Annotated in this window: 10 protein-coding genes; 3 read left to right on the forward strand and 7 right to left on the reverse strand. The window is 63.4% G+C overall.

Annotated features, from left to right (window positions below):
- Positions 1-30 precede the first annotated feature (30 nt).
- Both UB31_RS21600 and rpoZ read right to left on the reverse strand, forming a co-directional pair.
- On the reverse strand, positions 31-2316 hold the full coding sequence (locus UB31_RS21600; RefSeq protein ID WP_045012325.1) for a RelA/SpoT family protein: 2286 nt from the start codon (positions 2314-2316) through the stop codon (positions 31-33).
- A 207-nt stretch (positions 2317-2523) separates the two neighbouring features.
- Positions 2524-2916, reverse strand: a complete 393-nt coding sequence (gene rpoZ, locus UB31_RS21605) for a DNA-directed RNA polymerase subunit omega (RefSeq protein WP_014494742.1) — start codon at positions 2914-2916, stop codon at positions 2524-2526.
- Positions 2917-3244: 328 nt separating this feature from the next.
- On the opposite strand from rpoZ, the gene UB31_RS21610 reads away from it, so the two are divergent.
- A complete protein-coding gene (locus UB31_RS21610; RefSeq protein WP_045008001.1) occupies positions 3245-3889 on the forward strand; it encodes a LabA-like NYN domain-containing protein in 645 nt (214 codons plus the stop codon).
- A complete protein-coding gene (locus tag UB31_RS21615) occupies positions 3870-4544 on the forward strand; it encodes a uracil-DNA glycosylase (protein ID WP_045012326.1) in 675 nt (224 codons plus the stop codon). The genes UB31_RS21610 and UB31_RS21615 overlap by 20 nt, the downstream gene beginning before the upstream one ends.
- Here UB31_RS21615 and UB31_RS21620 read toward each other — a convergent pair.
- The 4 genes from UB31_RS21620 to dapA all read right to left on the reverse strand — a co-directional run bounded on the left by UB31_RS21620 (position 4541) and on the right by dapA (position 7047).
- Positions 4541-5134, reverse strand: coding sequence for a peroxiredoxin (locus UB31_RS21620; protein WP_045012327.1), 594 nt, complete (start codon positions 5132-5134; stop codon positions 4541-4543). The two genes, UB31_RS21615 and UB31_RS21620, sit on opposite strands and share 4 nt — an antisense overlap.
- A 4-nt stretch (positions 5135-5138) precedes the next feature.
- Positions 5139-5612, reverse strand: coding sequence for an SsrA-binding protein SmpB (smpB, locus tag UB31_RS21625; protein ID WP_045012328.1), 474 nt, complete (start codon positions 5610-5612; stop codon positions 5139-5141).
- Positions 5613-5686: 74 nt separating this feature from the next.
- Positions 5687-6100: a large conductance mechanosensitive channel protein MscL gene (mscL, locus tag UB31_RS21630; RefSeq protein WP_045012393.1), complete on the reverse strand. Its 414-nt coding sequence runs from the start codon at positions 6098-6100 to the stop codon at positions 5687-5689.
- Between the two features lie 56 nt (positions 6101-6156).
- Positions 6157-7047 (reverse strand): 4-hydroxy-tetrahydrodipicolinate synthase, encoded by an 891-nt coding sequence (gene dapA / locus UB31_RS21635; protein ID WP_045012329.1) that lies wholly within the window; start codon positions 7045-7047, stop codon positions 6157-6159.
- A 295-nt stretch (positions 7048-7342) separates the two neighbouring features.
- Between dapA and UB31_RS21640 the strand changes: the two genes are divergently transcribed.
- Positions 7343-9745, forward strand: a complete 2403-nt coding sequence (locus tag UB31_RS21640) for a lytic transglycosylase domain-containing protein (protein ID WP_045012330.1) — start codon at positions 7343-7345, stop codon at positions 9743-9745.
- 469 nt (positions 9746-10214) lie between these two features.
- Here the strand turns inward: UB31_RS21640 and UB31_RS21645 are convergent, their stop codons facing one another.
- The gene (locus tag UB31_RS21645) at positions 10215-11789 is read right to left on the reverse strand and encodes a porin (RefSeq protein ID WP_045012331.1); all 1575 of its coding nucleotides are present in this window, start codon (positions 11787-11789) and stop codon (positions 10215-10217) included.
- Positions 11790-12205: the final 416 nt, after the last annotated feature.

A 12205-nucleotide genomic window follows, 5' to 3' on the forward strand; every position in this document is an offset into this window, starting at 1 on the left:
ATTCGAAGGACAGGCGACTGCGAAAGACGCCTATCCATTAACACGTTCGACGCGGGCGACGACCGCCTTCGCGCGCAACTGGGCTAGGATCGCACTGAGGTGCTTCAGATCGTAGACTTCGAGGTCGATCGTCGTCTCCGTGAAGTCCGGCGAGCGGCGCTGCATGCTGATGTTGTCGATATTGCCATCATGCTCGGCGATCACGGTCGCGATCTGCGCCAGCGCGCCGGGCTCGTTGACGTTCTCGACCTTGATGCGGGCCGGGAAACGCTGCGGCATGGAGTCCTCGATGTCCCAGCGGACGTCGAGCCAGCGCTCCGGCTCCTCCTCGAAATCCTTCAGGGCCGGCGACTGGATCGGATAGATGGTGATCCCCTCGCCCGGCGTGACGATGCCGACGATGCGATCGCCGGGCACCGCGCCGCCGTTCGGTGCGAACTTCACCGGCAGGTCGGAATTGATGCCGCGGATCGGGATCGCGACCGGGCTGCGCGGCGGCTCGGAGGCAACCTTCTCCTTGAGCTTGGCCAACCCCTTCTTGATGCCGTAGCGCGCAACGCGCTCCTCCTTGTAGTCCGGATACATCGCGCGGGCGACATGGGAGGCCTTGATCTCGCCGCGGCCGACCGCCGCCATGACGTCCTCGATCGAAGCGCGCGCAAGCCGCGGCAGCGCACCCTTCAGCTTGTCGTCGGCATATTCGATCTTGGCGCGCTCGAACAGGCGCTCCACGATGCGCCGGCCGAGGCCGGCGTATTGGTCGCGCACGGCTGTCCGGGTGGCGCGGCGGATCGCGGCGCGCGCCTTACCGGTGACCGCGAGCGTTTCCCAGGCCGACGGCGGCGCCGATTGCGCCTCCGAGGTCAGCACCTCGACCTCATCACCGTTCTGGAGCTCCGAGGACAGCGGCGCGAACTTGCCGTTGATCTTGCAGCCCACCGCGCTGTTGCCGACATCGGTATGCACGGCATAGGCGAAGTCGATCACATTGGCATGGCGCGGCAGCGCGATCAGCTTGCCCTTCGGCGTAAAGCAGAACACCTGGTCGTGGAACAGCTCGAGCTTGGTGTGCTCGAGGAATTCCTCGGGGTTGGTACTCTCGGTGAGGATGCCGACGGTGTGGCGCAGCCAGGCAAACGCATTGGACTCGCGCTTGAGGAATTCGGTCGGCGAGCCCACGCCTTCCTTGTAGAACACATGCGCGGCGATGCCGCGCTCGGCGATCTGGTCCATCGCCTCGGTGCGGATCTGGAGCTCGGCGCGCTGGTTGCCGGGACCGATCACGGTGGTGTGGATCGAGCGGTAATCGTTCTGCTTCGGCGTCGAGATGTAGTCCTTGAAACGCCCCGGCACGACCGGCCAGGTGGTGTGGACGATGCCGAGCGCGCGATAGCAGGACTCGACGTCGTTGACGACGACACGGAAACCGAAGATGTCGGACAATTGCTCGAAGCCGACCGACTTGCGCTCCATCTTGGTCCAGATCGAAAACGGCTTCTTGCGGCGGCCATAGACCCGCGCGCCCAAGCCCCTGTGACGCAGATTGTTGGAAAGCTGCGCCTCGATCTCGCCGATCAGGTTGCGGTTGCGCTCGGCGAGCGCATCGAGCCGTTGCATCACCACCGAATAGGCTTCGGGATCGAGGGTGCGGAAGGACAGGTCCTCCAGCTCCTCGCGCATTTCCTGCATGCCCATGCGGCCTGCGAGCGGCGCATAGATGTCGAGTGTCTCCTCGGCAATACGCCGTCGCGATTCCGTCGGCACGAACTCCAGCGTGCGCATGTTGTGCAGGCGGTCGGCCAGCTTCACCAGGAGAACACGGACATCGTCGGCAATGGCCAGCAACAATTTGCGCAGGTTCTCGGCCTGCTTGGCCTCGCGCGACACCAGCTCCAGCCGCTTCAGCTTGGTCAGGCCCTCGACCAGCGCGCCGATTTCCGGTCCGAAGATCTGGTCAATCTCGGCCCGCGTCGCCTCGGTGTCCTCGATCGTGTCGTGAAGCAGCGCGGCGACGATGGTCGCGTCGTCGAGCTTCAGATCGGTGAGAATCGCCGCCACTTCGAGCGGGTGCGAGAAATACGGATCGCCGGAGGCGCGGGTCTGCGAGCCGTGCGCCTTCATCGCGTAGACATAGGCGCGGTTCAGCAGATCTTCGTTGGTGTTGGGATTGTAGGACCGGACGCGCTCGACGAGGTCATATTGACGCATCATGCGCGCGCGCGGCTTCGCCGGCCGCGCCACCGGCGCAGTCGGGGCCACGGCAACCGATTCGGTTGCGGCCTGCATCTGCGTTGGTCTGCGGCGTCGATACACCATGCCGTCCTGCCTTCAAACGGGCCATGAACCAGCCCGTTGTATACATCTTAGCTCCGATCGCGCGCGCGTCCGATCAATTCAGTGACAGGTCGCGGTGCGAACCGACAACGCTATGGTAACCACGAAAACGCCAACAAAAGCAAAGGCCCGAACACGGGTTCGGGCCTTTGATATGATCACAAGAATTCGACGATCGCGATGGGACGATTACTCGTCCTCCTCGGGCTGCTCTTCCGGCGGCGCGAGGCCTTCGAGGCCCTTCAGGAGCTCTTCTTCGGTCATGCGTTCCACGGCAACTTCGGTATCGTCGGCATCGACGCTCGCGCCGGCGGAGCCGATCAGCGGCACTGTGTCCGGCTCGGGCTCGTCGACCTCGACGAACTTCTGGAGCGAGTGCACCAGCTCTTCGCGGAGATCCTCCGGCGAGATTGTCTCGTCGGCAATTTCACGCAAAGATACAACAGGGTTCTTGTCGTTATCGCGGTCAACCGTTAGTTGTGAGCCGGACGAAATCATGCGGGCGCGGTGGGCAGCCAGCAGGACCAGGTCAAACCGGTTGTCGACCTTGTCGATACAATCTTCTACGGTGACGCGAGCCATGGACTGTCGCTCCGCTGTGGGTGGGACGAAATATGTGGATGATTGGGGGTAGTTATAGGGACCAAGGCGGTTTCGCAAGGCCAATTTGTGATTTGGCCTCGCCAAACGGCTCTGCTACCCCCACATTGGGGCTGGGATGGGTGTTTTCCCGGGCGGCCATCGAGGGCGGCGCCGGGTGTATGCAAGACCGCCATAACTATACCTTGATTGCCCCGACTTCTCCGGATTTGTGGTTTCGACGGGTTTCGGCGGTAGTTTGAACTGCGCGGCTTGCTGCCGTCGCGCCAACAATAAACGATTTATCACGAACACTACGCGAGCAAACTGAATGTCACCTTCCTCTACCGACAAGATCGCGCTCTTCATCGATGGAGCCAATCTTTACGCGACGGCGAAAACTCTCGGCTTCGACATCGATTACAAGCGCCTGCTGAAGGAATTTCAGAGCCGCGGGACACTGCTGCGGGCGTTCTACTACACAGCGATCATCGAGGATCAGGAATATTCCTCGATCCGCCCCTTGATCGACTGGCTGGACTACAACGGCTACACCGTCGTCACCAAGGCGACCAAGGAGTTCATCGACGCCTCCGGCCGACGCAAGGTCAAGGGCAACATGGACATCGAGCTTGCGGTCGACGCCATGGAGCTCGCCGAGCACATCGACCAGATGGTGCTGTTCTCGGGTGACGGCGACTTCCGCTCTCTGGTCGAGGCGGTGCAACGCCGCGGCGTGCGGGTCACGGTGATCTCCACCATCGCCAGCCAGCCGCCGATGATCGCCGATGAGCTGCGCCGCCAGGCCGATGTCTTCACTGACTTGGTCGAATTGCAGTCCAAGCTTGGCCGCGATCCGTCCGAGCGCCCCGCCCCGCGCGATCGCGGCGAGCGCGAAGCACGTCACCACGCCCCGCAGTTCCTCCAGCGCGCGACCACCATGGCGCCGAGGGGCGATGACGACTTCGAGGAGTGAGACGGCCCGGCTAAGCCGCCAGCCCCTCACACTCGTACCCGACCGTGACTGTCCGCTCTGCCCGCGCCTGGTCGCCTTTCGCGAGGCGAACCGCGCGCGCGAGCCGCTGTGGCACAACGCGCCGGTTGCGCCCTTCGGCGATATCGAAGCGCGCCTTTTGATTGTCGGCCTCGCGCCGGGAATGCAGGGCGCCAACCGCACGGGCCGGCCGTTCACCGGCGACTATGCGGGTGACCTGCTCTACGCAACGCTGCTCGAATACGGCTTCGCCAAAGGCACCTACCAGGCGCGGCCTGACGACGGCATGAAGCTGGTCGACTGCCGGATCGCCAACGCCGTGCACTGCGTGCCGCCGCAGAACAAGCCGCTGCCGGCGGAGATCAACACCTGCCGTCAGTTTCTCGCGGCGAATCTCGAAACGATGCCGAACCTGCGCGCGATCGTCGCGCTCGGACGGATTGCGCACGACACCGTGCTCAAACCGCTGAAGCTGAAGGCCTCGCAAGCCCCCTTCGGCCACGGCGCGGTGCATCAGGCCGGCCCATTCAAGCTCTACGACAGCTATCACTGCTCCCGCTACAACACGAACACTCGCGTGCTGACGCCGGACATGTTCCGCAGCGTGTTCGCGAAGGTGAAGGCTGACCTCGATTAGGCCTTGGTCAGGCTCTTGGCGGGATTGGCCTTCAGCCAGTCGAGCACATCGCCCGCGTTCCGGTCGGGCGGAAACACTGGATAGAACACATGCGTGATCTTCGCATCGTCGATGATCAGCGCGAGGCGCTTGATCAGCGTCAGGCCGGCGACCTCCATGGTCGGAAGATTGAGGGCACGTGTCAGCGCCAGCTTCTCATCCGAAAGCACCGGGAACGGCAGATGCAGCCGCGACGCCATCTCGGTCTGGTAGTCGTTGCTCTGGGTCGAGAGGCCGAACACCTGTGAGGCACCTGCGGCCTTCAACTCAGCGAACAGATCGCGAAAAGCGCAAGTCTGCGGGGTGCAGCCGCGCGCGCCCGGGATCATATCCCAATCATCGACCAGCGAGATCTTGCCGGGCTCGCCGGTGCGCGGATAGGCGAACACCACGCTTCGGCCGGAGAGCGCCGACAGCGTGACCGAGGTGTCGTCGGTCGCGAGCAGGCTGATTTCGGGCAGCGTCGTGCCGATCAGATGCGCGGCGCCGCCGTCGTCGGCGGGTGCGGGAATCCGGCTCCAATCGACCTCGAGCAGATTTTTCTGATTCATCTCGCTATCCCCGCGCCCGCAGCAAGCGGCCCTTCTCCCGGCTCCAGTCGCGCTTCTTCTCGCTCTCGCGCTTGTCGTGCAGTTTCTTGCCCTTTGCTACTGCGAGTTGCAGCTTGGCGCGACCGCGCTCGTTGAAGTAGAGCTTGAGCGGGATCAGCGTCATGCCCTCGCGGTCCACGGCACCCATCAGCTTGTTGATCTGCTTGCGGTGCAGCAGCAGTTTTCGCGGCCGCTTGGGCTCGTGATTGAAGCGATTGCCCTGGAGATATTCGGGAATGGTCGCGTTGATCAGCCAGATCTCGCCGTCCTTCGAATCGGCATACGATTCCGCAATCGTGCTCTTGCCGCTGCGGATCGACTTGACCTCGGTGCCGGTGAGCGCAATGCCCGCCTCGACCGTATCCTCGATCGCATAGTTGAAGCGGGCCTTGCGATTTTCCGCCATGACCTTGATAGGACGTTCGTTCTTATCGGCCATCACTTGTCAAAACCTGGGAAAAAACCTGATCGAGATACGAGCGGACGCTAACAGTTTGGAATGAAGCGCGCGCGTCACTTCTTGAGGAGATCGCGGATCTCGGTCAGCAGCACGACCTCTGCCGACGGCCTCGGCGGCTCCGCGGGCTTGGCCTCTTCCTTGCGCTTCAGCGTGTTCATGGCGCGGATCACCAGGAACAACACGAAGGCGACGATGATGAAGTTGATCGTCAGCGTAAGGAAGCTGCCGTAAGCAAGGACTGCGCCTTGCTTTTTCGCATCCGCTAAGTTGGTGGCGGTGACCGCCTTCGACAAGGGGACGTAGTAGTTCGAGAAGTCGAGCCCGCCGGTAGCAGCGCCGATGAGCGGCATGATGACGTCGCCGACCAACGAAGTGACGATGGCGCCGAAGGCCGCGCCGATGATGACGCCGACCGCAAGATCAACGACGTTTCCCTTCATGGCGAAGTCGCGGAACTCCGTTAGCATCCGCCTGCCCTTTTCGTCGACTGCGCTCATGACAAGCTCCCCCGGTGGCTAAAGCATCAGTTGATCAGGCCGGCGTGCACCATGGCGCTGCGCACCGCAACGCGGGTCGGCTCGGAGACTGGCACCATCGGCAGCCGCAGCGTCTCGTCCATCTTGCCGAGCAGCGTCATTGCATACTTGATCGGCGCCGGATTGCTCTCGATGAAAAGGTTGTTGTGCAGCGGCATCAGCTTGTCGTGAATCTTCAGCGCGGTGGCGTGGTCGCCCTTCGCCCAGGCGGCCTGGAACTCCGAACACAGCCGCGGCGCGACGTTCGACGTCACCGAGATGCAGCCATGGCCACCATGGGCCATGTAACCGAGGATGGTCGCGTCTTCGCCGGAGAGCTGGTTGAAGTCCTCGCCCATCGCCGCACGCTGTTGCGACACGCGCACCATGCTGGCGGTGGCGTCCTTGACGCCGGCGATGTTCTTCAACTCCCACAGCCGCGTCATGGTGTCGACCGACATGTCGATCACCGAGCGCGGCGGGATGTTGTAGATGATGATCGGAATTCCGATCGCATCGTTGATCGCCTTGAAGTGCTGATACATGCCTTCCTGGGTCGGCTTGTTGTAGTAGGGCGTCACCACCAGCACGGCGTTGGCGCCGGCCTTCTCGGCATGCTGGGCCAGCTCGACCGCTTCCTTGGTTGAATTGGAGCCGGCGCCGGCGATCACGGGCACGCGGCCCTTGGCCTCCTCGATGCACCATTCGACCACCTTCTTGTGCTCGTCATGGCTGAGCGTCGGGCTCTCGCCGGTGGTACCGACCGGGACTAGGCCGTTGGTGCCCTCGGAGATCTGCCAGTTGACCAGCGACCGGAACGCCGCCTCGTCCAGCGAGCCGTTCTTGAACGGCGTGACCAAGGCGGTGAACGACCCCCGGAATTTCGTCTTGGCTGCCATGGACTTCCTCCGTACGCGGCAAGTTTTAGAGCAAGCCCCATACATATCGGGTCTATCCCGTCGGTAAAAGAGCTGCTGCCGACTGACGCACCGTTTAGGCCGCGATTTTGCCGCGGTGGTGGTGCAAAGCGGGCGAAGGTAAGCGGCTGTTGGTATTTTGTCCGCATATTCAATCAAATACAGCCAGATCTTGTACAGATAGGTCTTGAGCCAATTGACTGATTCGGGGCGACGAACCGCCGTGACCTCATTTCCTCGTGCCGCATGGCGATCTGCCGGTCTGGCCCTCTGCCTGATGGCCGGCCTGTCGATCGGCTGCATCGCCTTGGCCAAGTCCAATGAGACGGCCGAGGACACTGCTAAGGAACCAGCCAAGCAGGCCGCCAAGGGAACCGCGAAACCAGCCGTCAAGCCAGCGACCACCCAGCCCGCTAAGGATGCGGCGAAGGGAGCTGCCAAAGGATCGACCAAGGAAACAGGCAAGGAGGCAGCCAAGGGCGCGACCAAGGGAGTAACACCCGCCCCCGCCAAGGATGCGGCGAAGAAACCTGCCAGCAAGGATGCCGCGAAGGACAAGCCGAAGCCCGCCGCTGCCGCCCCCGCGCCAAAATCCCGACCGGCCGCCAATGCGCCGGCCACCCAGACCGCGCCGGCGGTGACGGCCACCGTCAAGCCTTCCGCCCCGGCCCCTGCCTCCGCCAGACCTGTTGCAACACCCGTGCTGGCGCCTGCGACCCGACAGCACGCCGCGCCGCGCAAGCCGGTCACGCCGGCCGCGGTTGCGGCGACCTCGTCGACGTCGCAAGCCGACAAGGACACGCTCGAGAACGTCATCGAGCTGGTGCGCAAGCGCAAGCCGGGCGACGCCAACAGTTACGCAGATTCGATTTCGGATCCCGTCGCGCGAAAGCTCGCGGAATGGATCATCCTGCGCAGCGAGGACAATGGCGCGAGTGTTGAGCGCTACCGCGCGTTCCTCTCCGCCAATCCGAGCTGGCCGTCGCAGACCTTCCTGCGCCGCCGCCTCGAGGCCGCGATGTGGGACGACAGGCGCGACGATTCCGTTGGCTGGTCGTGGTTCGAGAACGAATCCCCTGTTTCGGCCAAGGGCCGCTTCGTACTTGCCAGGGCGATGCTGGCGCGCGGCGACCGCGCCAATGCCGAACGGCTGGTGCGCGAGGCGTGGCGCAGCGATCCGATGTCGGAAGACACCGAGAACAACGCGCTTGACCAGTTTGGCGCCCTGCTGACGCCGGGCGACCAGAAGGCGCGGATGGACACACTGCTCTACGGCAGCGAGACCGAAGCGGCACTGCGCGCGGCAAAACGGCTCGGCGCCGGCTATGTCGCGCTCGCCAAGGCGCGCATCGCCTCGTTCAAGAAGGCGCCGAACACGCGCGCGCTGCTCGAAGAGGTGCCACGCGAGCTGCACAGCGATCCCGGCTTCATCTTCAGCAAGATCCAGCTGCTGCGCCGCGAGGAGAAGTTTGCCGAAGCTGCCCAGCTCATGCTGTCGGCGCCGAAGGATCCGAACCGGCTCTACAATCTCGACGAATGGTGGATCGAGCGGCGCCTTTTGGCGCGCAAGATGATCGACACCGAGGAATTCCGCAGCGCCTATCTGATCGCGCGCGACGCGGCGCTGCCCTCACGCGACATTTACAAGACCGAGCAGGAGTTCACGGCGGGCTGGATTGCGCTGCGCTTCCTCAACGATCCCGCCACGGCCGCCCAGCACTTTGCCCGCATCGGCGTCGGCAGCGTCAATCCGACCACGCTGGCGCGCGCCGGCTACTGGCAGGGCCGCGCGGCGGAAGCCGCGGGCCGCCAGCAGGAGGCGCGCAACGCCTACGCCCGTGCAGCCGAGCAGTCGACCAGCTATTACGGCCAGCTCGCGCGCGCAAAACTCGGCCTGCCGCAGATCGAGCTCAACAGCCAGCCGCGGGGGCGCGGCGCCGAACGGCTCGAGATCGTGCGCGCCGCGCAACTGCTGTACGAGCTCGATGAGCGCGAGATCGCGGTGCCGATGCTCGCCGATATGGGCGAGAACGGCGATCCCGAGGCGCTGACCGGGCTCGGCGAGCTGACCCAGCGCTATAGCGACGCGCGCAGCATGCTGCTGGTCGGCAAGGCCGCGCTCAATCGCGGGCTGCCGTTCGATTTCTACGCCTATCCCGTCAACGGCATTCCGCAGTTCACGCCGATCGGGCCCGAGGTCGAGCGCAGCATCGTCTACGCCATCGCGCGGCAGGAAAGCGCGTTCAATCCGGCCGTGGTCTCGCCGGCGCAGGCCTACGGGCTGATGCAGGTGACGCCCGACGCCGCGCGCTATGTCTGCAAGCGGCACGGCGGAACCTACGATTTGTCGCGGCTGAAGAACGATTCGGCCTACAACGCCACGCTCGGCTCGGCCGAGCTCGGCGGTCTGCTCGAGGATTATCGCGGCTCCTACATCATGACGTTTGCCGCCTACAATGCCGGCCGCGGCAGCGTGAAGAAGTGGGTCGACCGCTACGGCGACCCACGCGACGCCAAGGTCGACGCGGTCGACTGGGTTGAGCTCATTCCGTTCTCCGAGACGCGCAATTACGTACAGCGGATCATGGAGAATCTTCAGGTCTACCGCGCTCGCTTCGGCGGCGGCACGCGGTTGCAGATCGAGGCTGATTTGCGCCGCGGCGCCGGCAGCGTGGAATAGCGGCGCCCTCCATCGCTTCGCTACGGAGCGCATCGGCAGCAAGCGCCATACTCGCGCCCGCCTCTCCTTTGGTGGAGGAACTCTATAGCTCCGACGTGATCTTCAAACGGGCCTTATCAGGGCACGCCTTGAGAGCCAAGGGCTGTGCAACCAGATCGGCGAGTGGGTTACCGGGCTATCGGTCAGCCACAGGCGGACCAATTGCGCGTCGGCGCGGGGCTGGCGTGCGGCGCAGATAAACGCGACGTCAGCAAATTGCGCCTCGGGGTCTACGACGGAGATCGGCGGTCTCGTTTCGAGCCTGATCCCCGCGCCCTCTCGCCTCGCTCGTGACGAGTAACCGGAAGCAACCAGCGCACCTGCGCGCCAGTTCTGACCAGACATTCCTGGGAGCGCGAACCGGCCCCGGCAAAAGAAAAAGCCCCGGCGGTTTCCCGCCGGGGCTCTCTATCAGGTCGTTAGACCGAACTTACCAGTTGCGCTGAGCGCGGAGGAGCAGAACGAGCGAGTTCTGGTCCTTCAGCTCGTAGGCCGCAATCGGCTTGGCATTCGGGCCGGAGATCGACGTGGTGGTCACGACGCCTGCGTACTTCTGGTCGATGTTGGTCCACGCAAGGTCAGCCGAGAACGTGAGGTTCTTGACCGGGGTCCAGCGGGTGATGACACCGACCTGGCCGATGTTGAAGTCCGGGTTACAAGACGTAACGCCAGCGGTCAGAGCGATGATGCCAGCCGGTCCGCAGAGGAACGTCTTGGCACCACTACCGAACTGGGCTTGAGCATACGCACCGTAGATCGCGGTGTTCCAGAAGGGATCCCAGTTGTGGGTGTAGGCACCACGGAAGCCCCAGGTCTTGACGTTTTCCTGCTGGCTACCCGTGGTGAACGTGGTGTCCGGCGCGGTCACAGCAGCGACGCTGCCATAGGCACCGGCTAGGCTCGAGGTACCATAGACGGTATACGTGCTGCCCGCCAGGTTCTGGAAGTTGTAGCGGGTCGCACCGTCGGTGTAGACGGCCGACACGTTGATCACGTCTCCCGCACCAGTCGGGATGTTCTTGATCGACAGAGCGAGCTGGATCGCCCAACCCCACTTGTCGTCGGGGTGGCCAGTCGGCTCGGTCGCGCCGTAGTAGGCAACATGGTTGTCATGTGCAGCGACCGACGCCTGGAACAGACCCCAAGCCTGGTCGACACGCAGCATACCGACGAGGTTCGGAGAACGGGTGCCGCCGATCGCGTTGGAACCAAGCGCCGCACCGGTGACGCCCGAGGGACCAGCAGCACCGGACAGGTTGATGTTGCCGGCCTGCATGTAAGCAGACGGATCTTCCGCCGAGAACGACGCCGTGATGCCCTGACCGAAGTCAGCGGTGTAGGTGAACTGGAGGATACCAGTGACCGTGCCGCTGCCGCCGACGAGACCGTCGAAGTTGTTGCCGGGATAGTTGGTCCAGGGCGCGTCGAACTGCGACACGGCCTTACCCATCGTGAAGCCAGCGAACTGGATGAAGGCGTAGTACACGCCGAGCGAACCGGCCGAAGTGTTGCCGTCGGTGCCGTTGATCGACGAACCAACCAGCGCCGGGGTCGCACCCGAGGTGTTGAGCGCCAGCGTACCGGTATAGGCAGTCGCGCCCGTAGCGGAGCCAGTGCCCTGATAGCCACCCGTCGTCCACGAGAACACGCCATCGAAGAAGGTACGAACGACGCCGTACTCGGTCGCGGTGCGCGTGTCGATGTTGAAGTCTTCACGAGCGCGAGCGGTGTAGTAGTTGCTCAGGCGATTTTTTGCGCCCGCGGGAGCGGCAAACTGACCGCTGTAGTCCGAGTTGGTGTTAATAGCTGCTTCAGCGCGCAGATAACCACCCAGCTTGATACAAGTGTCGGTGCCCGGGATGTAGTAGAAACCCGCACCGTACAGGGAGCAGATCTTCACGTATTCGACCGCTTTGGCCTTCACGGGGAGATCGGCTGCCTGCGCTCCGCCCACAGCGAGAAGACCCGCCGCTGAGCCGAGCAAAAGGCTCTTAACCAACTTCATGTTAAACCTCCAAGTTGCTCTTCAGGGAAGGTCACTGACCCGAACGGCCAATTCCCCAACCCCCTTTAAATCACCGCTTTGGCCACCTTCGCGTCTTCGGACACACCCGCATGAACGCGAGGGACTTAAGCGAAAGACCTAAACGGGACGACCTTGGGATGCCCCCCTCCGTCGCTCGATCACAATTACCGAACGTCCTTGCACACACAACAAGAGAACGCTCCGAAACGAGCCAATGGAGCGCGTTTTCCGATGGGTGTTGCACAAATAACACGCAGATGTGATCAATCCGCCCGCACAAGGGTTTGAATTTGCTCATGTTTTAGAAGCGGTTCCATTTGCCGTCGAAACTCCCGCCCATTGCCCCCACCAGCGCGAAGCAGCGGTGTTGCGGTTCTGACGCGATCGAATCGTGG

The sequence above is a fragment of the Bradyrhizobium sp. LTSP849 genome (assembly GCF_000938255.1).
In the GTDB taxonomy this organism is placed as follows: domain Bacteria; phylum Pseudomonadota; class Alphaproteobacteria; order Rhizobiales; family Xanthobacteraceae; genus Bradyrhizobium.

Excerpts from the sequence above, each read along its gene's own strand:
- UB31_RS21600 (WP_045012325.1), bottom strand. The coding sequence starts at position 2,316 with ATGGTGTATCGACGCCGCAGACCAACGCAGATGCAGGCCGCAACCGAA.
- rpoZ (WP_014494742.1), bottom strand. The coding sequence starts at position 2,916 with ATGGCTCGCGTCACCGTAGAAGATTGTATCGACAAGGTCGACAACCGG.
- UB31_RS21610 (WP_045008001.1), top strand. The coding sequence starts at position 3,245 with ATGTCACCTTCCTCTACCGACAAGATCGCGCTCTTCATCGATGGAGCC.
- UB31_RS21615 (WP_045012326.1), top strand. The coding sequence starts at position 3,870 with ATGACGACTTCGAGGAGTGAGACGGCCCGGCTAAGCCGCCAGCCCCTC.
- UB31_RS21620 (WP_045012327.1), bottom strand. The coding sequence starts at position 5,134 with ATGAATCAGAAAAATCTGCTCGAGGTCGATTGGAGCCGGATTCCCGCA.
- smpB (WP_045012328.1), bottom strand. The coding sequence starts at position 5,612 with ATGGCCGATAAGAACGAACGTCCTATCAAGGTCATGGCGGAAAATCGC.
- mscL (WP_045012393.1), bottom strand. The coding sequence starts at position 6,100 with ATGCTAACGGAGTTCCGCGACTTCGCCATGAAGGGAAACGTCGTTGAT.
- dapA (WP_045012329.1), bottom strand. The coding sequence starts at position 7,047 with ATGGCAGCCAAGACGAAATTCCGGGGGTCGTTCACCGCCTTGGTCACG.
- UB31_RS21640 (WP_045012330.1), top strand. The coding sequence starts at position 7,343 with ATGGCCGGCCTGTCGATCGGCTGCATCGCCTTGGCCAAGTCCAATGAG.
- UB31_RS21645 (WP_045012331.1), bottom strand. The coding sequence starts at position 11,789 with ATGAAGTTGGTTAAGAGCCTTTTGCTCGGCTCAGCGGCGGGTCTTCTC.